Source organism: Candidatus Skiveiella danica, assembly GCF_022705245.1.
Lineage (GTDB): Bacteria > Pseudomonadota > Gammaproteobacteria > Burkholderiales > Burkholderiaceae_C > Skiveiella > Skiveiella danica.
In genome coordinates this window covers 17,373-36,238 of record NZ_JAKJEW010000002.1, presented here as the reverse complement: position 1 = coordinate 36,238, position 18,866 = coordinate 17,373, and the positions used below count along the sequence as shown (strand labels likewise).

The following is an 18,866-nucleotide window of genomic DNA, read 5'->3' as shown; positions in this document are numbered from 1 at the left end:
CGCCAGATTACGATCACCGGGGCGCGGAATTCCGCGCCCCTTTTTTCTTGTTCATCTTCCTGAAGACATGATTCCAGAACTGGGCCATGTGGCCCTGATCGTTGCCCTGCAACTTGCGCTGGCCCAGGGCATCCTCGGGCTGGCCGGGGCCTCCCGTGCCCATGGAGGCTGGATGGCGATGGCGCGTGGTGCCGTTGTCGGGCAGTTGCTGTTGGTTCTTGCAGGCTTCCTGGCGTTGATCTGGTCCTTTCTGGTCAATGATTTTTCCGTGATGAACGTGGCCGATCATTCCTCGCGTCAGCTGCCGATCGAGTACCGGTTTTCCGCAGCCTGGGGCTCGCACGAGGGCTCGTTCCTCCTGTGGACCACGCTGATGGCCGGCTGGACGCTGGCCGTCGTGCTGTTCAGTCGTCGCCTGCCGGCCGACCTGGTGGCGCGCGTCGTCGGCGTCATGGGGCTGCTCAGCTTCTGCTTTCTTGCCTACCTCCTGTTCACGTCCAACCCCTTCATGCGCCTTCATCCGCCGCCGGCCAACGGGCGCGACCTGAACCCGCTGCTGCAGGACCCCGGGATGATCTTTCACCCGCCGCTGCTCTACATGGGCTATGTCGGGTTCTCGGTGGCGTTCGCGTTCGCCATCGCGGCGCTGATTTCGGGCCGGCTCGACGCGGTCTGGGCGCGCTGGGTGCGGCCCTGGACGTTGGTGGCCTGGTCGTTCCTGACGTTGGGCATCATGATCGGTTCGTGGTGGGCGTACTATGAACTCGGCTGGGGTGGATGGTGGTTCTGGGATCCGTCTGAAAACGCATCCCTGATGCCGTGGCTCGCGGGCACGGCGCTGGTGCATTCGCTGGTGGTCACCGAGCGACGCGGGGCCTTGAAGGTCTGGACGGTGTTCCTCTCGCTCGGGGCGTTTTCGCTGTCCCTGGTGGGCACGTTTCTCGTGCGTTCGGGCGTGCTGTCTTCGGTGCACGCATTCGCCCAGGATCCGCTGCGGGGCCTGTTCATCCTGATCTTCCTGGCGATCGTCATCGGCGGCTCGCTGGCGCTGTTTGCACGGCGGGCGAGTGTGGTGAAGGCCGCTGGCGAAGGCGGCGCAACCCCGGGCGACTTCCAGCCGGTGTCGCGCGAAACGGCCATCCTGACCGGCAACGTGCTGCTGCTGGTGGCGCTGGCCACTGTCTTGCTGGGCACCCTGTATCCGCTGGTGCTCGACGCGTTCGATCTCGGCAAGGTTTCTGTCGGCCCGCCGTACTTCAATGCCGTCTTCGTGCCTTTGATGGTTCCGGTGCTGCTGTTGCTGGGTGTGGCGCCGCGCTTGCGCTGGCGCGAAACCCGCATGGCCGACGTCGTGCGCGCCTTGCGCTGGCCGGCGGTGGCGGCGTTGCTGGTTGCGGGTCTCCTGCCTTTCGCTTTCGGCGCCTTCAAGTGGCAGGCGTCACTGGGTCTGGGTCTGGGGGCCTGGATGATTCTGGCGACCCTTGGCGGCCTCGTGGCGCGCGCTCGCGAAGCTGGTTTCCTGTCTCTCAGCGCGATCGGCATGGGCTTTGCGCACGCGGGCCTGGCCGTCGGCGTTGTGGGCATCGGACTGGTGTCGGCGTATCAAAGCGAAAGCACCGTCTCGATGCGCCAGGGCGACCGCGCGTCCCTGGGGGGTTACGAATTCATCTTCGAGGGCGCGACCGAAGTTCCCGCCTCGAACTACTCCGCCATGCGCGGCACGCTGCAACTCCGTCGCGATGGCAAGGCGATGGCGACCTTGCTGCCTGAAAAGCGCATGTACCGCACAACCCGGACCACCATGACCGAGGCAGCGATCCGTTACGGCTTTCTCGGCGATGTCTACGTGGCGCTCGGCGAACCCCTGCCCGGTGGCGCCTGGAGCGTGCAGTTGTACATCAAGCCCTTCGTCGGCTGGCTGTGGGCCGGCGCATTGTTCATGTTCCTCGGCGGCTGGCTGGCTGCGCTGGGACTGCGTCGACAGGGGGAGATGAAAGCATGAATCTCTGGCTCGGTGTGGGCGCGCTGATTTCGGTCGCGCTGGTTTTCCTGCTCGTGCCCCTGTGGCGCACCCGTCTTGCCCCGCGCATCGCCGTGTCAAGCGTTGCGGCCGGGGAAAAGGCCGGTTCGATGCCTGACCCAGGGTTGGCGCGCGCGGGGCGGCGCTGGATGACCCTCGCATTGCTGGGCGTGATGCCGGCGCTGACCGCCGGGCTTTACCTGTATCTGGGCGCGCCGACTATTCTTCAGGAGCAGGCGCTGACGCAGGCCCATGCCGCCTACGATACCGATGCAATGGTCAAGGCGCTGGAAGGCAAGCTGAAGGCCAAACCCGACGATGCCGAGGGCTGGTATGCCCTGGGGCGCGCATATATTGCCCTGCAGCGCCTGGACGAAGCTGAGCTTGCCTTGGCCAAGGCGGCCCAGCTGGCGCCCAAGGAGGCCCGGATGCTGTCGCAGCAGGCCGAAGCCATCGCGCTCAAGGCCGGCCGTCTGGACGGCCGGCCGATGGAGCTCGTCGCGCAGGCGCTGGAGCTGGATTACGAGGATGAGAAGGCGCTGGAACTCGCGGGCCTGGCGGCCTATCAGCAGGAGAAGTGGGCCGAGTCGCTGCACTTCTGGCGGCGGTTGATGAAGAAGTTGCCCAAGAACAGCGAGTTCTACGAAGAAATCGCCCGGGCCGTGAAGATCGCCGAAGGCAAGGCGATGGAGGCGTCCGGTCTTGGCGAGCGCGCCAGGCTGGCCCTGCCCGAGAAATCGCAAACCCCCCACTGACCCGCCGCGCCTGGACGGCTCTGGCTAGCGGCCGCCGACGGGAAGGCGCGAGATGTAGTCCGAAACGGCCACGGTGTCCTCGTCGGAATATTTTCCGATGGCCAGCACCATGTCCGGGTGGGCGTTGTGCCGTTTGCCGTCGCGGATCAGGCTGCCTTCGCGCAGCAAGTAGGCGTAGTGCTGGCCGGAAATCCGGGGGAAGAACTGGTCCGCCTTGCCCTCGCCCTGCTTCCCGTGGCAGACCTGGCAATCACGTTCGTAGAGTTGACGGCCACGTGCCAGATCGGTGCCCGGCCCCTGTCCCTGGGTGGGCGGAACGGGCAGTGACTGCAGGTAAGCGGCGATGTCGGCGATGTCCTGGACCGACAACGCCTGGTGGTCGGCAAACGGCAGCATTTTCAGATTGCTGCGCCGGCCCGAGCGCACATCGGCCATCTGTTTGACCAGCACGTTGGTGTGCTGACCCGCGAGACGCGGATAGCTGCCATCGGCGCGGCCCAGGGCGCCGGCGCGGTGGCAGCCCTGGCAAATCTCGAAAGCCGCCGCCCCACGGGCAATGTCCCCCTTGAGGCTGAGGGCCGCGGTCTTCTCCGCATAGGGCGCGTTCCACGGCTCCGGCGGCGTGCCGGCCAGCGCCAGCGAACCGCCCAGCGCCGCGAGCAGGAATCCCAGCAAGTGTCGAGACAACATGTTTACCTCTCAAAGCCCCGCGATGTATTCGGCCAGCGCCCGGGCTTCATCGATGCTCAGGCGCTTGCCGACGGTGGTCATCAGGGGGTCGGTGGCGCGACGCCCGCTCTTGTAGTCGGCGAGTTGCTTGAGGACATAGGCCTGGTGCTGTCCCGCCAGACGGGGAAAGCGCGCGTTGCCCTGGCCATCGGACTGATGGCACCCGGCGCAGGCGGGCACGCCGCTGTCGGTGTTGCCATCCTCGAAAAGCGCGCGACCCTTGGCGGCCAGTTGCGGATCCCGCACGGTGCCCGGCGTGGGTTTCTGGGAACCATAGTAGGTCGCCAGCTTCGCGAAATCGCCGGAATCGAGGCTGGCGATGATGGCCGACATGGTGTCGTCGCGGCGCTTGCCTTCGGCGAAGGCCTTGAGCTGGCGCATCAGGTATTCCTGGTCCATGCCAGCCAGCTTGGGATTGGCGGGCTCGGTGCTGTTGCCGTCCACCCCGTGGCAGGCCGCGCAGACCGTCCTGGCGATCTCGCGGGCATCGGCTGCATGAAGCGATGCGGGCAGCAGAAAGGCCAGCGCCATCGAAACGCCGGTCAAGATGCGTCGGCACGGCATCGAAGAAACGGGGGGCAGGCGGTGCATGGGGGCGGGCGGGTCAAAACTGGATTTTGCTCCAGAACAGTGCGTGCGAAACCAGCCCGAATGGGTCAAGGGTTCAGGCTCCTGATCAGCGGCAGCAGGGTCTTTTCCAGCACTTCGGCGGTGACCGGCCCGTTCTGCTTGAAGCGGATCCGGCCGGTCTTGTCGATCAGATAGGTTTCGGGAACCCCATAGACGCCGTAGTCGATGCCGATGCGGCCATCGCCATCAAAGGCGGACAACTGATAGGGATTGCCAAAGCGCGCCAGCCAGAGCAGGCCATCGTCGCGCTTGTCCTTGTAGTTCAGCCCGATGATCGGCACGGCTGCGTCCGTCCTGGAATAGGCAACCAGCACCGGATGCTCTTCCCGGCAGGCCACGCACCAGGAGGCCCAGACGTTGAGCAGCCAGACCTTGCCGGCCATTTCGCTGGGCGAAAAGCGCTGGTCGGGATCGTGCAACAGCGGAGCGTTGAAGGCCGGGGCGGCCTTGTCGACGAGCGGTGAGGGCAACTCGCGCGGGTTGAGGGTCAGGCCAACGGCGAACACCGCCAGCAGGGCGACGAAGGCAGCCAGCGGAAGGAGGAACTTGTTCATGTGGTGAACGGGAACGATGCGGATGCAGAGCTTGTGCCCCTCAGGCTTTCGCGCGCTTGGGCTGCAGCGCGGCCCGATCGACAAGGGCATCGAAGCATACCCCCATGCGCAGCGCATCGTCGAAGGGCCGTTTGCCCGACGCGGCCGGACTGACGGTGCTGCGGCGGCTCATGGACAATACAGGGATGAAGACCTTGTTCAGACCCGCCCCCCTTCTCCCTGCCTTTATCGGCCTTGCCTTGCTGACGTGCGTCGGCCTGGCCTCGGCGCAGGACAGCCGGGGTGCCGGCGTGCCCTCGGTCGTGCGAAACGCGCCCGTGGCGCTGGACGTGCTGCGGGGGCGCTGGGTGCGCCCGGACGGCGGCTACGGCGTGGTGATTCGCAGCGTCGGCGCCGATGGCCAGCTGGAAGCCATGTACTTCAATCCCAAGGGGCTGCCTTTTTCCAAGGCCCAGGCCTCGCGCGACGGCCAGACGTTGCGGGTGTTCCTGGAGCTGCAGGCCGGCGGCTACAACGGGTCGACCTACGAGCTCAGCTACGACCCGGCCACCGACCGCCTCAAGGGCGTGTATTTCCAGGCCGTCGCCAAGCAGCGCTACGAGATCTATTTCGAGCGTCAGAAGCCCTGATCCCGGTCAGCGGCGCGGCGGGTCCCGTCCATCGGGCGATCAATCGCGTGCCCGAAACGCGCCAAACCAGCCCAGTCCGGCGGACGTCCCGCCCGGCTGGCCGCCGCGCTTCGGCTTGTACTCGCAGCCGATCCAGCCGTCCCAGCCGCATTGCGCGGCCACCTCGTCGATGACCTTGAACAGGTAGGGGTAGTTGAGCTCGCCGATGTCGGGCTCATGGCGCTCGGGCACGCCGGCGATCTGGAAGTGGCCGACGCGGCCCGTGGGCAGGTACTGGCGGATCTTCATGGCCACGTCGCCTTCGACGATCTGGCAGTGGTACAGGTCCATCTGCACCTTGAGGTTGGCCGCGCCGACCTCGGCGACGAGGGCATGGGCCTGATCCTGCCGGTTCAGGAAGAAGCCGGGGATGTCGCGGGTGTTGATGGGTTCGATCAGAACGTCGCGGCCGTATTTCGCCGCCTCGCCGGCGGCCCAGCGCAGGTTGGCGATGTAGGTGGGTGACACGGCATCGCGCGTCAGGCCCTGCGGCACGAGGCCGGCCATCAGGTGGATGCGCGGGCAGTCCAGCGCCTGAGCGTAGTCCAGCGCCAGCGCCACACCGGCACGAAATTCATCCTCGCGCCCCGGGATGCAGGTGATGCCTTTGTCGCCGCCGTTCCAGGCCCGGTCGATGGAGGCCGCGTCGGTGCCGCCGGGCGGCGCGTTGAACAGCACCTGCTGCAGGTTGTTGGCCTGCAGGCGTTCGACGAGTTCCTCCTTGGCAAACGCGTAGGGAAACAGGTACTCCACGGCGGTGAAACCGTCTTTCGCCGCCGCCTCGAACCGGTCGAGGAAGGGCAGATCGGGGTACATCATGGACAGGTTGGCGGCAAAACGGGGCATGGGCACTTTCGGTTGTCTCACAAAACAATAGCAGGCAATGACCAAAGCACGCTGGGCTGGTGCTGTTTTTCCTCTGAATTGAGGTTGTTCGGCCTCAGGTGGCCTACCAGCGGGCGCCAAAGGTCTGGCGCAGGTCGTTGATCTGGCTTTCGGTCAGCGGCTCGGGCGGCGTGGGGCTCAGATGCACCAGCTTCGCCGTCTCCTCCAGCTCTTCCAGCGTGGCCATGGCGGCAGCCGGGCTGTCGTGCCAGACGTTGGGCCCCAGACGGCTGAGCATGACCGCGCGGATCGGCGTGCCTTGTTGGCCATAGCGCGTGATGGTCTGCGCCACAAGGTCGGCCGCCAACGGGTCGCCGGGACGATGGTAGGGAACGAGCGGCACGTGGCCGACCTTCATCACGAAGCAGGGCGTGGCGGCGGGCAGCAGTTCGGCCCCGGCGTCGTCCACGTCGGGGCGCAGGGTCAGCGCGACGCAGTGCGAGCTGTGGGTGTGGATGACGCAGCGGGTGGAGGGGTCGAACGCGGTGGCTGCCGCATAGATCTGGCGGTGCAGCGCGAGGGTCTTGCTGGCCTGGTCGCCGCCGGTTTGCTGGGCGCTGGCGTCGAGGCGGGCCAGGCGCGCGGGGTCGAGAAAGCCCAGGCAGGCGTCGGTCGGCGTGATCAGGAAGCCATCGTCGAGCCGCACGCTGATGTTGCCGGCCGTGGCGTGCACGTAGCCGCGATCGAACAGGCTCTTCCCGACGCGGCAGATGGCTTCTCGGGCTTGCGATTCGGTCATGCGAGCACTGTAAAGGCTTTGGTGAAGAAGTCGTCGGTGCCGAAGTTGCCGGACTTGAGGGTGAGGTGCAGGCCTGCGCCTGCAGTGACGGCATGACACCACGGCACGCCAGGGTCGATCTGCGGTCCGATCTGCATCTGGGTGATGCACAGCGCCTGCACGCAGGCCCCGGAGGTTTCGCCGCCAGCCACGATGAGCTGGCGCACCCCGCGCTCGACCAGGCCGCGCGCAATCGTGGCGATGCAGCGCTCGACCATTTCGCCGGCCGCCTCCACGCCGAGCTGCGCCTGCACCGATTTCACCGCGCCGGGTTCGGCCGTCGAATAGACCAGCACCGGTCCGCTGGCCAGCAAGGGCGCGGCCCAGGCCAGCGCCGCGGCAGCAACGTCGTCGCCGGCCGCCAGCCGCAGCGGATCGACCTCGAAGGCGGGGCGACCTGCGGCGATGAAGTGCGCGACCTGCTTGTTGGTCGCCACCGAGCAGCTGCCCGACACCACCGCTTGCAGCCCGGTGGCGGGCGGCAGCCGGCTGGCCTGCGGCGAAGGCGCCAGGCCGAAATTGGCCGGAAGCCCGATCGCCACACCCGAGCCGGCGGTGATCAGCGGCATGGCCTTGAGCGCCGGCCCCAGGCGCAGCAGGTCGTCGTTCGACACCGCATCGACGATGGCCACGCCAATGCCCTGCGCGCGCAACGCGTCGATGCGCGCGCGGATGGCCGCCTCGCCCTGCGCCACGGCCTTGTGGTCGATCAGTCCGACCTTGCGGCGCGTCTGTGCCTGCATCACGCGCACCAGATTCGGATCTGTCATCGGCGTGAGCGGGTGGTTCTGCATGCCGGATTCGTTCAGCAGCACCTCGCCGACGAAAAGATGGCCCTTGAAGACGGTGCGCCCGTTGTCGGGGAAGGCCGACGTGGCAATCGTGAAGTCGGTCTTCAGTGCGTCCATCAGCGCCTCGGTCACCGGGCCGATGTTGCCCTGCGCCGTGCTGTCGAAGGTGGAGCAGTACTTGAAGTAGATCTGCTGCGCGCCCTGCGCTTGCAGCCAGGCCAGGGCGTCGAGCGACTGGGCGACGGCGTCCGACGGCGCGACCGTGCGCGATTTCAGCGCGACGACGACCGCATCCACTTCGGCATCCAGGGGGCCGTCGGGAACACCGATGGTCTGCACCACGCGCATGCCGGCGCGCACCAGGTTGTTGGCCAGGTCGGTGGCGCCGGTGAAGTCGTCCGCAATACAACCGAGGTAGATTGGTTTCATGGTTTTCTGGGCAGTTCAATGCCGGGGAAGATCTTGATCACCGCGCTGTCGTCCTCTTGCGCAAAACCCGCCGTGGACGCCTGCATGAACATCTGGTGCGCGGTGCTGGACAGTGGCAGCGGGAATTTGCTGGCGCGGGCCATGTCGAGCACGATGCCAAGGTCCTTCACGAAGATGTCCACGGCCGACAGCGGCGTGTAGTCGGCCGCCAGCACATGCGCCATGCGGTTCTCGAACATCCAGCTGTTGCCGGCGCTGTGGGTGATGACCTCGTACAGCGCCGCCGGATCCACGCCTTCGCGCAGGCCCAGCGCCATGGCCTCAGCGGCCGCCGCAATGTGCACGCCCGCCAGCAACTGGTTGATGACCTTGACCTTGCTGCCCGCGCCGGCGCTGTCGTCGAGCTTGTAGACCTTGGCGGCCATGGCGTTCAGCAACGGCTCTGCTTTGGCGTAAGCGGCGGGGCTGCCGGCGGTCATCATCGTCATCTCGCCGCTGGCCGCGCGGGCGGCGCCGCCGGAGATGGGCGCGTCGATGTAGAGCAGGCCCAGCTCGGCCAGTCGCTTTTCCATGGCCACAGACCAGTTCGGGTCCACCGTGGAGCACATCACGAAGACGCTGCCGGGCGTCATCGCGCCCGCGCAGCCGGTGCCGTCGCCGCCCGGGCCGAACAGCACCGATTCGGTCTGCGCGGCGTTGACGACCACCGACACGACCACGTCGCAGGCGGCGCCCAGCTCGGGCAGTGAGGCGCAGGCCACGCCACCGTCTCTGGCGAAGGCCTGCGCGGCCTCGGTGCGCACATCGAAGACATGCGGCGGGTGCCCGGCGCGGCGCAGCGATTGCGCCATGCCTTTGCCCATCGCCCCCAGACCGATCAGGCCGACACGCGTCACTGTGTTCATGCTGTTCTCCGTTCAGCCCAGGGTGATTTTTGCGAACTCGGCGACGCGTTTCCACTTGATCGCATCGGCCGCCATGAAGGCGCTCATCTGGGCCGCGCCCAGAAAGCCCACTTCGGCGCCCCGTGATTCCATGGTCCGGGCGATCTCGGGGTCGCGCGAGAGCCGGTCCAGCGCCTGCTCGATGCGAGCCAGCACCGCAGCCGGCGTGCCGCTCGGTGCGGCCACGCCGTACCAGGCGCTGACGTCGAAATCGGCCAGCCCGGCTTCGATCAGCGTGGGCACGCCCGGTAGCGCCTTGCTGCGCTGGCGCGTGGTCACGGCCAGGGCCTTCACGCCGCCGCCCTGGATCTGGCCCAGCACCGAGGGCAGGTTCTCGAACATCATGTCCACCTCGCCCGCCATAAGGCCGGTAACAGCCTGTGCGGCGCCGCGGTAGGGAATGTGGGTGATGAAGGTTCCGGTGGTGGTCTTGAATAGTTCGGCGCTCAGGTGCAGCGAGGTGCCGTTGCCGTTGGAGGCGTAGTTCAGCTGGCCGGGCGTCTTTTTGGCGCGGGCGATGAGCTCAACCACGGTGTTGATGCCGCTCTTCGGATTGACCAGCAGCACGTTGGGCACGCGGCCGATCAGGCCGATGGGCACGATCTGCTCGGGCCTGTAGGGCAGGGTGGCATAGAGCGCGGGGCTGATGGTCAGCGGCGGCGAGGCCATCAGCAGGGTGTAGCCGTCGGGCGTGGCGCGGGCCACTTCAGCCGCGCCGAGGTTGCCGCCCGCGCCGGGCTTGTTGTCGATCACCACCGGCTGGCCCAGCTCCTGCGCCAAGCGCGGACCGATCAGCCGGGCCATGGTGTCGACCAGCCCGCCGGGCGGGAAGGGCACCACCAGACGGATCGGCCGGGCCGGCCATGCCTGGGCCCCCGCCATCAGGGGGAGGGCCAGCAGGGCTGCGCCACTGCCCTTGAGGATCTGGCGACGTTGAAGTTTCATGTTGCTCAGCGGGGTGGGGAGGGGAGGGGCGGTGTGTGATCAGAGGGCCGTCTGATTGGTCTGGTTATCATACAAATTGTGGTGCAGTGCAGTATCGGGTTTACCCGCGGCTGTGGTGATTGAACGATCGGGCTGGCGAAGGCCCGAGACTCAGTCCTTGCTTGCCAGGCCGCGAACCAGGGGCTGTGCCAACTGGACACCGGCCTGTTGCCAGAAGGACGGGTCAGCTTGTTCAATGCGCTGGATGGCGTTGTCCATGTGCCGCGACGCTGCCAGGCGCGCCACCGCCGGATCGCCGGCTTCAATGGCTCGGGCGATCATTTCGTGCTCGTCCTGAACCTGTCTTGCGAAATCGGCACGTCGTGCTTCATTGGCGCGGGTGACCCGTGTTGCGCCACGCAGGAACTGGCCCAGGTACTCCAGGGTGCCGATCAGGAACGGGTTGCGAGCAGCCTCGGCGATGGCACGATGAAACTGGATGTCCTCGTCCACGCCGTCGCCGCCGGCCAGCACGGCCTGCTCCAACGCAGAGATGGAACGACGGATGCGCTGGACGTCAGTGGGTGTGCAACGTTGCGTGGCCAGCGCGGCGACTTCAGCCTCCAGTGCCCGCCGCACTTCCACCATCTGGATGACCGCTTGTTTCGAAACAGCAGATCTTGCGTCGAAATTGAGCGGGGAAAACCCCGCGTCCCTGACGTACATGCCGCTGCCCTGGCGCGAATCGACCAGCCCCAGCGACTTGAGCCTTGACACCGCTTCGCGGACGACGGTGCGGCTGACGGAAAACTGCTCCACCAGCGCAGCTTCGGTCGGCAGTTTTTCGCCGACCGCCAGCCGGCCGGCGCGGATTTCGGCCGCCAGCACCTCCGCGACCTGATCGGACAGGTGCGCGCCGGGGGTGATGGACTTGAAGCGGGCGACCATGGGTGAACAATTGATCGTACAACTTTAGCTTATGTCAACCCGCCCAGCCGCAGCGCCAGCCCTGCCAGAGCACTGGCGGTGATCACCGGGATCACCCCCAACTTGAAGCGCAGCAGCGCCACGGCGGCCGCAGCGGCCAGCGCCAGGGCCATCCAGTCGATATTTGAATGATTCTGGCCATTCCCCAGCGTCGGAAGGGCGATGTGCGCTATGAAAAACAAAGCGAGACTTGCGATCACGCCGACCACTGCCGCCGTGATGGCCATCAGCGGCGCGGTGAAATGCGCCTTGCCATGGGTCGATTCGACCAGCGGCCCGCCGGCCAGGATGAAGATGAACGAAGGCAGGAAGGTAAACCAGGTCACCACCGTGGCTGCCAGCGCCGCGCCCAGCAACAGGCTGTCCGGCCCCAGCACCTGTTTCGTCCAGCCACCGAGAAAGCCGACGAAAGCCACCACCATGATCAGCGGGCCCGGTGTGGTCTCGCCCAGCGCCAGGCCGTCGATCATCTGTGGCCCGGTGAGCCAGTGGAAGTGCTCCACCGCGCCCTGGTACACGTAGGGCAGGACCGCATACGCGCCCCCAAAGGTCAGCAGTGCCGCTTTGGTGAAGAACCAGCCCATTTGCGCCAGCGTGTTGGCCGGCGAGACGTCCCAGTCCTGCCAGGCCAGCAGAGCGGCCATGGGCAGCAGCCACAGCAATGCACCGGCGGCCAGCACCTGTGCCAGGCGCTTCTTGTTGAAACGGGCATGGGGCGGTGTGGGTGTGTCGTCGCCGATCAAAGCGGGATGGCTGCTGGCCAAGCCCGCGCCTTGGCCCCCGCCCGATGCAAACTGCGCTGGTGCGACCCGGGAACCGATCCAGCCGGTGAGCGCCGCGCCCAGCACCACCCAGGGAAACGGAATCTTCAGGAAGGCGATGGCGACAAAGCTCAACAGCGCGATCGCCCACAGCACCGGCGCGTGGGTCGGCGTCTTCAGCGTCTTGCTGCCGATACGCTGCACCGCCTGCAGCACGATGGCAGCCACCGCCGGCTTGATCCCGTAGAACAGTCCCGCCACCCAGGGCACGTTGCCGAACGCCACATAGCCCCAACTCAAGGCGATCAGGATGAACAGCGAGGGCAACACGAAAAGGGTGCCTGCCACGATGCCGCCCCAGGTGCGGTGCATCAGCCAGCCGATATACGTCGCGAGCTGTTGCGCCTCGGGGCCGGGCAGCAGCATGCAATAGTTCAGCGCGTGCAGAAAGCGCTTCTCGCTGATCCAGTGGCGTTGCTCCACCAGCTCGCGATGCATGATGGCGATCTGCCCGGCCGGGCCGCCGAAGCTGATGAAGCCGAGCCTGAGCCAGAAAGGCAAGGCTTCAGAAAAAGAGACCGAAGAGGCTGGGCGTGAGGTGTCCACGGAAAAGGTCCATCGGGTTGCCAGCACTTGGACGGGACACCTTCTAAGCCCGGACCCCCACCCTTCCCTACAACGTGTAGTCGCTGTCCCCGCGGGGGGCGCCTTGCTTGGGGCGGCCCGCGCTGCGGCGAACCCGGGAGGCTGAAATCCCGCTGGATCGCATGGTAGCAGCGGCAAGCCTCAGTGGGCGCAGGTGTCGCCAGGGTGGCCGCGCCTGGTGCAATTTCTGGGATCATGCCGTCATGACCTCGGATAACCTGCGCCCCACGGCCTTCATCGACAGCGACCACTCGGCCGTTCAGGCCTTTGCCGCGGAACACGCCCGCGGCACCAGCGATCGCGATCGCGCCGTGGCGCTGGTTTACGCGGTGCGCGACGGCTTTCGCTACGACCCGTATCGCATCGACCTGTCGCCCGTCGGCATGAAGGGCAGCACCGTGCTGTCCAATGGCTATGGCTGGTGCGTGCCGAAGGCCACGCTGCTGGCGGCGGCCTGCCGGGCTGCGGGCATCCCGGCGCGCCTGGGCTTTGCGGACGTGCGCAATCACCTCTCGACCGAGCGCATGCGCGTGACCATGAAGACCGACCTGTTCGTCTGGCACGGCTACACCGACATCTGGATCGACGGCGCCTGGCGCAAGGCGACGCCGGCCTTCAACCTGGAACTGTGTCAGCGCTTCGGTCTGCTGCCGCTGGAGTTCGATGGCGTGCACGACTCGATCTACCACCCGTTCGATCTGTCGGGCCACCGGCACATGGAGTACGTGCATCAGCGCGGCAGCTTTGACGACCTGCCGCTGGACCAGATCCTGGCTTCGTTCAAGGAGGTGTATGGCGGGACGCTGGGTTCCGAAACCGGGAAGGGCGGGCTGCGGGCCGGCGATTTCCTGGCCGACGTGGCGCTTGAAGTGGATGCCGGTCCGAAGCGGGCCTGAGCGTTTGTGGATCAGCCGCGCTCGAACTTGAACACCGCCGTGCCAGCGCGCAAGTTGGGCAGAAAACGCACCTCGCGGCCTTCCTGCAGGCCGAAGGCGTCGAGCACCCGCAGCGAATTTTTTCCAGCCAGATCGGCAAAATCGGCATGGGTGCCGACCCGGATGTTGGGCGTGTCGTACCACTGGTAGGGCAGGCGCCGGGTCACTGGCATGCGCCCGCGCAGCACGCTCAGGCGGTTCGGCCAGTGCGCGAAGTTGGGGAAGGCGACGATGCCCAGGCGACCCACGCGCGCGGTTTCTCGCAGCATGACCTCGGCGTTGCGCAGGTGCTGCAGGGTGTCGATCTGCAGCACCACGTCAAACGACTGGTCGCCGAACATCGTCAGGCCCTCGTCCAGGTTGAGCTGGATCACATTCACGCCGCGCCGCACGCAGGCGTGGACGTTGACATCGTCCAGCTCGATGCCATAGCCACTGCAGCCGCGCTCGCGCTGCAGAAGGTCCAGCAGCGCCCCGTCGCCGCAACCGAGGTCGAGAACTCTTGAGCCTTGGGGCACGAGCCGGGCAATGGATTGCTGGATCAGGGCGTCGCTCATGATGCAGCTTCTCCCCCGGCGACGCGATCGAAATAGGAGCGAATCACTGCCATGTAGCGCGCGTCGTCCAGCAAAAAGGCGTCGTGTCCGTGCGGCGCATCGATTTCGGCGTAGCTCACGTCGCGCCGGTTGTCGACGAGGGCCTTGACGATCTCGCGGCTGCGCTTGGGGCTGAAGCGCCAGTCGGTGGTGAAACTCACCAGCAGGAACTTGCAGGTCGCTGCAGCCAGTGCGGCGCTGAGGTCCCCGCCATGGGTGCGGGCCGGGTCGAAATAGTCCAGGGCGCGCGTGATCAGCAGGTAGGTGTTGGCGTCGAAGTACTCGCTGAACTTGTCGCCCTGGTAACGCAGATAGCTCTCGATCTGGAACTCGACGTCCTGGGTCGAATACCGGTATCCGGAGACACTGTCCGTCACGGCCTCGCGCAGTTCGCGGCCGAACTTCTCGTTCATCACATCGTCGCTCAGGTAGGTGATATGGCCCACCATGCGCGCGATGCGCAGCCCTCGTTTGGGCAACACGCCTTGTTCGTAGAAGTGGCCGCCGTGAAAGTCGGGGTCGGTCACGATGGCGCGGCGCGCCACTTCGTTGAAGGCGATGTTCTCGGCGGTGAGGTTGGGCGCGCTGGCAATCACCACGGCGTGGCGCACCCTCTGGGGATATTGCAGGGTCCAGGACAGGGCCTGCATGCCGCCCAGGCTGCCCCCCATGACGGCCGCCAGCTGGGTGATGCCGAGCGCATCGAGCAGGCGCGCTTGCGCGTTGACCCAGTCTTCGACCGTCACTACGGGAAAGTCGGCGCCGTATACGCGGCCGGTGTCGGGGTTCGTGTCCATCGGGCCGGTCGAGCCGAAACAGGAGCCCAGGTTGTTGACGCCGATGACAAAGAAGCGGTGGGTGTCCACCGGCTTGCCCGGCCCGATCATGTTGTCCCACCAGCCCTCGGACTTGTCCTGGCCGGCGTAGACGCCGGCCACATGGTGCGACGCATTCAGCGCATGGCAGATCAGCACCGCGTTGGAGCGATCGGCATTGAGGGTGCCGTAGGTCTCGTAGGCCAGGTTGTAGTCGCGGATCGACGCCCCGCTCTGCAAGTGCAGAGCGGCCTCGAACTTCATCGACTGTGGCGAGACGAACATATTCAAAACAAAAAAACCCGGTGACGCCAAAGAGGCGGAACCGGGTTGCGGATTCCCTCTTTAGCTGGTTTTCGGAACACCACGGTCCCGGCGCCCGCAAGCTGGAGCAAATCGGCGCTGGCAGTGAGTATAAATCCAAGGAGCGCGAAGCATCGCCGGAGGTCGCCGCGCCGCCATTGGCTGGCTCAGCCCCAGCCGAGCAGAGCCAATATGCCCAACACGCAGAAGACGCCGGCGGAGACCATATGCACAACCCGGATCGGCAGCATCCGGGTGATTCGCTCGCCGAACCAGACGACCGGGGCGTTGGCCAGCATCATGCCGAGCGTGGTCCCGGCCACGACCCAGATCCAGGCTTGGTATTGGGCTGCGAGCATGACGGTGGCGATTTGTGTCTTGTCGCCCATTTCGGCCAGGAAGAAAGCCAGCACCGTGGTGCCGAAGATGCCCAGTCGGGGGGCCTTGCCATCGTCATCGCCCTCGTCCAGTTGGTCGGGAATCAACATCCAGGCGGCCATGGCCAGGAAGGAGACCCCGAGAACCCAGCGCAGCACATCCGGGCCAAGCAAGGTCGTCACCCAGGTGCCGAGTGCGCCGGCCAGCGCATGGTTGGCCAAGGTGGCCACCAGGATGCCTGCAACGATGGGCCAGGGCTTGCGAAAACGCGCGGCCAGAACGAGCGAGAGCAGTTGGGTCTTGTCGCCCATTTCGGCGAGGGCGACGATACCTGTGGAGACGAGAAAAGCTTCCATGGATTTTGGGGGGCGGGCCGACTGTTGCACAAAACCTGTGACTGCACCGCATCTCCGGCCCGACCCCATGAAAGGGACGTGGAGGCTGTGCAGTCAAAGGTCTCGCCAAGTCAGAAAACCGCTTGCGCCATGCCCGCCGTCGGCGTGACAAGTCTGTTGACGCAAGCCCCTTTCATTTTTGAAGGGAGGCTACTCCCCAATGACAGGCCAGATTGTAAATGAGTCGAAGCGAAGCCGATCGCCCGTAATTGGCGCGGTTTTTGCTTTGTTTTGGTGCGGTGTCGGTGATTCGGCAAAAAAAGCACCAAAACAGTTCATTTATCCAAAGAGGAAAGTATGGAAGCACTCAAACAGGGCGCGGATACCTTGTTCATTCTGCTGGGCGCCGTCATGGTCCTGGCCATGCACGCGGGTTTTGCCTTTCTTGAGCTCGGGACGGTTCGCAAGAAGAACCAGGTCAACGCGCTCGTCAAAATTCTTGTCGATTTTTCAGTCTCGACGGTGATGTATTTCCTCGTGGGCTATGCGGTGGCGTATGGCGCCAGCTTCTTCATTGGCGCCGAGCAACTGGCGGCCAAGAATGGCTATGAACTGGTCAAGTTCTTCTTCCTGCTGACGTTCGCGGCGGCCATTCCCGCCATCATTTCGGGCGGCATTGCCGAACGCGCCAAGTTCTGGCCGCAGCTGCTGGCTACCGCGGTCATCGTCGGCTTCGTCTACCCGTTCTTCGAGGGCATCGCCTGGAACCAGCATTTCGGCGTGCAGGCCTGGATCAAGTCGGTAACGGGTGAGGAATTCCATGATTTCGCGGGCTCGATCGTTGTGCATGCCGTTGGCGGGTGGATCGCACTGCCGGCTGTGATCCTGCTGGGCGCTCGCAGCAATCGCTACCGCAAGGACGGTGCCGTTTCCGCGCATCCGCCGTCCAACATTCCTTTCCTGGCCTTGGGCGCCTGGGTTCTGACGGTGGGCTGGTTCGGCTTCAACGTCATGAGCGCCCAGACGCTGGACAAGATATCCGGCCTGGTGGCGGTGAACTCGCTCATGGCGATGGTCGGGGGCACCTTGGCCGCATTGATAGCCGGCAAGAACGACCCTGGTTTCGTCCATAACGGCCCACTGGCGGGCCTGGTGGCGGTCTGCGCCGGCTCCGATCTGATGCACCCGTTGGGCGCGCTCGTGGTCGGCGCGGTGGCGGGAACCTTGTTTGTTGTGATGTTCACTCTGACGCAGAACAAATGGAAGATTGACGATGTGCTTGGTGTCTGGCCCTTGCATGGTCTGTGCGGGGCGTGGGGCGGTGTCGCGGCCGGAATTTTTGGTGCGAAGGCCTTCGGAGGACTGGGCGGCGTCAGCTTCGGGGCACAGTTCCTCGGAACAGCCATGGGCGTGATCTGGGCCTTGCTCAGCGGCTTCGTGGTCTACGGGGCGCTCAAGGCGACCCTGGGCTTGCGTCTGAGCCAGGAAGAGGAATACGACGGTGCAGACATGACCATCCATAAGATCAGCGCCACCCCTGACCGGGAAGTCAGCTGGTAATTCAGGCGCCAGGGGTATGTCTGGGACCAAAGGAAGCGGCCCGGCGGCCGCGCCAAACGCCAACGCTGATTTGCGCCGTTCGAGCACCGTGGTGGCATATTTGTTGTTTGTGGCGCATAATGGGCCGGCATCACCAAATTGGTGGTGCGAGTTTGCGGTGTTTCGGTCAGTTTCGCGTCTTGAGAATTCTTCACTGGTTTGTTGATTGCGTTAGCGGACTCCATCGCGTTTTTTGAGTATCTTGAGGAGTCCTTCATGGGCAACAAACTGTACGTGGGCAATCTGCCCTATTCCTTCCGTGACGAAGACATGCAACAGGCTTTCAGCCAGTTCGGTAACGTCTCCAGCGCCAAAGTCATGATGGAGCGCGATACCGGTCGCTCCAAGGGGTTTGGCTTTGTCGAAATGGGCAGCGATGCCGAAGCCCAAGCGGCGATCAAAGGCATGAACGGCCAGAACATGGGCGGTCGTGATCTGGTGGTCAACGAAGCGCGCCCGATGGAGCCGCGTCCCCCCCGTAGCGGCGGTGGCGGCGGCTACGGTGGTGGTGGTGGCGGCGGCGGTGGTTACGGCGGTGGCCGTAGCGGCGGCGGTGGTGGTTATGGCGGTGGTGGCGGTGGCGGTTACGGCGGTGGTCGTAGCGGCGGCTACTAAGCACTGCGCTTGCGCGGTCTTCAACAGAAAGTCTCCGCAAACCAACAAAAAGGCCCCTCAGGGGCCTTTTTTTTCGGCCGCAGCGTCCGTTTGAAGGGCTCTGTCCGGAAAAACACTTGCATGAATCACGTGCGTCTGAGCCATAATTTATGAGCGCTGGTTCGTTCTGGCCACTTGCCGTAGCGATGAAACGGCCCCGTTTCCACTCTTCCGATGTTGTTCTGGCGTGTGGAGCACGGAAGGGCCACTTCGCTTTTTTCATGTGTTTTTAGGAGTCCCGTTCATGGGCAACAAACTCTACGTTGGCAACCTGCCATATTCTGTGCGTGACAACGATCTCGAACAGGCGTTCAGCCAGTTCGGGGCCGTCACCAGCGCCAAAGTCATGATGGAGCGTGATACCGGCCGCTCCAAAGGCTTTGGCTTTGTCGAAATGGGCAGTGATGCGGAGGCGCAGGCGGCGATCAATGGCATGAACGGCCAACCGCTGGGCGGCAGGAGTGTGGTTGTCAATGAGGCCAGGCCCATGGAGCCTCGTCCGCCACGCAGTGGCGGGGGCGGCTATGGCGGCGGCGGTGGTTACGGCGGTGGTGGCGGCGGTGGCGGCGGGTACGGTGGCGGTCGCCGTGATGGCGATGCCGGAGGCGGGCGTCGTGATGGCGGCGGCTATGGTGGTGGCAACGATGGTGGATTCCGCAGCCCCTACGGTTCAGGCCCGCGCGGTGGCGGCCGTTCCGGTGGTGGCGGGCGTTCCGGTGGCGGTGGGTACGGTGACAGCTATTGACCGCAC

Annotated in this window: 21 protein-coding genes and 1 riboswitch; of the genes, 7 read left to right on the top strand and 14 right to left on the bottom strand. The window is 65.4% G+C overall.

Going from position 1 to position 18,866, the window contains the following annotated elements; genetic code table 11:
* Positions 1-67: 67 nt before the first annotated feature.
* Together ACMUOY_RS01375 and ACMUOY_RS01370 are read left to right on the top strand one after the other, a co-directional pair.
* The gene (locus tag ACMUOY_RS01375; RefSeq protein ID WP_413890317.1) at positions 68-2,002 is read left to right on the top strand and encodes a heme lyase CcmF/NrfE family subunit; all 1,935 of its coding nucleotides are present in this window, start codon (positions 68-70) and stop codon (positions 2,000-2,002) included.
* A gap of 14 nt (positions 2,003-2,016) precedes the next feature.
* Entirely contained in the window at positions 2,017-2,775 is a 759-nt protein-coding gene (locus ACMUOY_RS01370; RefSeq protein WP_413890315.1) for a tetratricopeptide repeat protein, read from the top strand.
* A 24-nt stretch (positions 2,776-2,799) separates the two neighbouring features.
* Here ACMUOY_RS01370 and ACMUOY_RS01365 read toward each other — a convergent pair whose 3' ends face one another.
* From ACMUOY_RS01365 to ACMUOY_RS01350, 4 genes are all read right to left on the bottom strand, one after another.
* A complete protein-coding gene (locus tag ACMUOY_RS01365) occupies positions 2,800-3,465 on the bottom strand; it encodes a c-type cytochrome (protein ID WP_413890313.1) in 666 nt (221 codons plus the stop codon).
* Between the two features lie 9 nt (positions 3,466-3,474).
* Complete coding sequence (locus tag ACMUOY_RS01360) at positions 3,475-4,095, bottom strand: c-type cytochrome (protein WP_413890311.1); 621 nt, start codon at positions 4,093-4,095, stop codon at positions 3,475-3,477.
* Between the two features lie 65 nt (positions 4,096-4,160).
* Entirely contained in the window at positions 4,161-4,688 is a 528-nt protein-coding gene (locus ACMUOY_RS01355) for a DsbE family thiol:disulfide interchange protein (protein WP_413890309.1), read from the bottom strand.
* Positions 4,689-4,728: 40 nt separating this feature from the next.
* Positions 4,729-4,860 (bottom strand): hypothetical protein, encoded by a 132-nt coding sequence (locus ACMUOY_RS01350; RefSeq protein WP_413890307.1) that lies wholly within the window; start codon positions 4,858-4,860, stop codon positions 4,729-4,731.
* 22 nt (positions 4,861-4,882) lie between these two features.
* Between ACMUOY_RS01350 and ACMUOY_RS01345 the strand changes: the two genes are divergently transcribed.
* Complete coding sequence (locus tag ACMUOY_RS01345) at positions 4,883-5,317, top strand: hypothetical protein (RefSeq protein WP_413890305.1); 435 nt, start codon at positions 4,883-4,885, stop codon at positions 5,315-5,317.
* A 39-nt stretch (positions 5,318-5,356) separates the two neighbouring features.
* Here ACMUOY_RS01345 and otnI read toward each other — a convergent pair whose 3' ends face one another.
* From otnI to chrA, 7 genes are all read right to left on the bottom strand, one after another.
* Entirely contained in the window at positions 5,357-6,202 is an 846-nt protein-coding gene (gene otnI / locus ACMUOY_RS01340; RefSeq protein WP_413890303.1) for a hydroxypyruvate isomerase family protein, read from the bottom strand.
* Between the two features lie 103 nt (positions 6,203-6,305).
* On the bottom strand, positions 6,306-6,980 hold the full coding sequence (locus ACMUOY_RS01335) for an aldolase (protein WP_413890301.1): 675 nt from the start codon (positions 6,978-6,980) through the stop codon (positions 6,306-6,308).
* Complete coding sequence (otnK, locus tag ACMUOY_RS01330; RefSeq protein WP_413890299.1) at positions 6,977-8,239, bottom strand: four-carbon acid sugar kinase family protein; 1,263 nt, start codon at positions 8,237-8,239, stop codon at positions 6,977-6,979. The genes ACMUOY_RS01335 and otnK overlap by 4 nt, the downstream gene beginning before the upstream one ends.
* Positions 8,236-9,144 (bottom strand): L-threonate dehydrogenase, encoded by a 909-nt coding sequence (gene ltnD, locus ACMUOY_RS01325; protein WP_413890297.1) that lies wholly within the window; start codon positions 9,142-9,144, stop codon positions 8,236-8,238. The genes otnK and ltnD overlap by 4 nt, the downstream gene beginning before the upstream one ends.
* A gap of 12 nt (positions 9,145-9,156) precedes the next feature.
* A complete protein-coding gene (locus ACMUOY_RS01320) occupies positions 9,157-10,128 on the bottom strand; it encodes a tripartite tricarboxylate transporter substrate binding protein (RefSeq protein WP_413890295.1) in 972 nt (323 codons plus the stop codon).
* Positions 10,129-10,278: 150 nt separating this feature from the next.
* Positions 10,279-11,055, bottom strand: coding sequence for a FadR/GntR family transcriptional regulator (locus tag ACMUOY_RS01315; RefSeq protein ID WP_413890293.1), 777 nt, complete (start codon positions 11,053-11,055; stop codon positions 10,279-10,281).
* A 29-nt stretch (positions 11,056-11,084) separates the two neighbouring features.
* The gene (chrA, locus tag ACMUOY_RS01310; RefSeq protein ID WP_413890291.1) at positions 11,085-12,461 is read right to left on the bottom strand and encodes a chromate efflux transporter; all 1,377 of its coding nucleotides are present in this window, start codon (positions 12,459-12,461) and stop codon (positions 11,085-11,087) included.
* Positions 12,462-12,703: 242 nt separating this feature from the next.
* Between chrA and ACMUOY_RS01305 the strand changes: the two genes are divergently transcribed.
* Positions 12,704-13,396: a transglutaminase-like domain-containing protein gene (locus ACMUOY_RS01305; protein WP_413890289.1), complete on the top strand. Its 693-nt coding sequence runs from the start codon at positions 12,704-12,706 to the stop codon at positions 13,394-13,396.
* Between the two features lie 11 nt (positions 13,397-13,407).
* On the opposite strand, the gene metW is transcribed toward ACMUOY_RS01305, so the two are convergent.
* The 3 genes from metW to ACMUOY_RS01290 form a co-directional block, all read right to left on the bottom strand.
* Entirely contained in the window at positions 13,408-13,992 is a 585-nt protein-coding gene (gene metW / locus ACMUOY_RS01300) for a methionine biosynthesis protein MetW (protein ID WP_413890287.1), read from the bottom strand.
* Positions 13,989-15,131, bottom strand: a complete 1,143-nt coding sequence (gene metX / locus ACMUOY_RS01295; RefSeq protein WP_413890285.1) for a homoserine O-succinyltransferase MetX — start codon at positions 15,129-15,131, stop codon at positions 13,989-13,991. The genes metW and metX overlap by 4 nt, the downstream gene beginning before the upstream one ends.
* Before the next feature lie 185 nt (positions 15,132-15,316).
* Positions 15,317-15,883: a TMEM165/GDT1 family protein gene (locus ACMUOY_RS01290; protein WP_413890283.1), complete on the bottom strand. Its 567-nt coding sequence runs from the start codon at positions 15,881-15,883 to the stop codon at positions 15,317-15,319.
* Positions 15,884-16,098: riboswitch (yybP-ykoY riboswitch) on the bottom strand.
* Between the two features lie 121 nt (positions 16,099-16,219).
* On the opposite strand from ACMUOY_RS01290, the gene ACMUOY_RS01285 reads away from it, so the two are divergent.
* The 3 genes from ACMUOY_RS01285 to ACMUOY_RS01275 all read left to right on the top strand — a co-directional run bounded on the left by ACMUOY_RS01285 (position 16,220) and on the right by ACMUOY_RS01275 (position 18,860).
* Complete coding sequence (locus tag ACMUOY_RS01285) at positions 16,220-17,422, top strand: ammonium transporter (RefSeq protein ID WP_413890281.1); 1,203 nt, start codon at positions 16,220-16,222, stop codon at positions 17,420-17,422.
* Between the two features lie 255 nt (positions 17,423-17,677).
* A complete protein-coding gene (locus ACMUOY_RS01280; RefSeq protein WP_413890279.1) occupies positions 17,678-18,076 on the top strand; it encodes an RNA recognition motif domain-containing protein in 399 nt (132 codons plus the stop codon).
* Between the two features lie 283 nt (positions 18,077-18,359).
* Entirely contained in the window at positions 18,360-18,860 is a 501-nt protein-coding gene (locus ACMUOY_RS01275) for an RNA recognition motif domain-containing protein (protein ID WP_413890277.1), read from the top strand.
* Positions 18,861-18,866: the final 6 nt, after the last annotated feature.

Bases quoted from the DNA above. Each gene is read 5' to 3' on its own strand.
- ACMUOY_RS01375 (WP_413890317.1), top strand. From the start codon at position 68: ATGATTCCAGAACTGGGCCATGTGGCCCTGATCGTTGCCCTGCAACTT.
- ACMUOY_RS01365 (WP_413890313.1), bottom strand. From the start codon at position 3,465: ATGTTGTCTCGACACTTGCTGGGATTCCTGCTCGCGGCGCTGGGCGGT.
- ACMUOY_RS01360 (WP_413890311.1), bottom strand. From the start codon at position 4,095: ATGCACCGCCTGCCCCCCGTTTCTTCGATGCCGTGCCGACGCATCTTG.
- ACMUOY_RS01355 (WP_413890309.1), bottom strand. From the start codon at position 4,688: ATGAACAAGTTCCTCCTTCCGCTGGCTGCCTTCGTCGCCCTGCTGGCG.
- ACMUOY_RS01350 (WP_413890307.1), bottom strand. From the start codon at position 4,860: ATGAGCCGCCGCAGCACCGTCAGTCCGGCCGCGTCGGGCAAACGGCCC.
- otnI (WP_413890303.1), bottom strand. From the start codon at position 6,202: ATGCCCCGTTTTGCCGCCAACCTGTCCATGATGTACCCCGATCTGCCC.
- ACMUOY_RS01335 (WP_413890301.1), bottom strand. From the start codon at position 6,980: ATGACCGAATCGCAAGCCCGAGAAGCCATCTGCCGCGTCGGGAAGAGC.
- otnK (WP_413890299.1), bottom strand. From the start codon at position 8,239: ATGAAACCAATCTACCTCGGTTGTATTGCGGACGACTTCACCGGCGCC.
- ltnD (WP_413890297.1), bottom strand. From the start codon at position 9,144: ATGAACACAGTGACGCGTGTCGGCCTGATCGGTCTGGGGGCGATGGGC.
- ACMUOY_RS01320 (WP_413890295.1), bottom strand. From the start codon at position 10,128: ATGAAACTTCAACGTCGCCAGATCCTCAAGGGCAGTGGCGCAGCCCTG.
- ACMUOY_RS01315 (WP_413890293.1), bottom strand. From the start codon at position 11,055: ATGGTCGCCCGCTTCAAGTCCATCACCCCCGGCGCGCACCTGTCCGAT.
- ACMUOY_RS01305 (WP_413890289.1), top strand. From the start codon at position 12,704: ATGACCTCGGATAACCTGCGCCCCACGGCCTTCATCGACAGCGACCAC.
- metW (WP_413890287.1), bottom strand. From the start codon at position 13,992: ATGAGCGACGCCCTGATCCAGCAATCCATTGCCCGGCTCGTGCCCCAA.
- metX (WP_413890285.1), bottom strand. From the start codon at position 15,131: ATGTTCGTCTCGCCACAGTCGATGAAGTTCGAGGCCGCTCTGCACTTG.
- ACMUOY_RS01290 (WP_413890283.1), bottom strand. From the start codon at position 15,883: ATGGAAGCTTTTCTCGTCTCCACAGGTATCGTCGCCCTCGCCGAAATG.
- ACMUOY_RS01285 (WP_413890281.1), top strand. From the start codon at position 16,220: ATGGAAGCACTCAAACAGGGCGCGGATACCTTGTTCATTCTGCTGGGC.
- ACMUOY_RS01280 (WP_413890279.1), top strand. From the start codon at position 17,678: ATGGGCAACAAACTGTACGTGGGCAATCTGCCCTATTCCTTCCGTGAC.
- ACMUOY_RS01275 (WP_413890277.1), top strand. From the start codon at position 18,360: ATGGGCAACAAACTCTACGTTGGCAACCTGCCATATTCTGTGCGTGAC.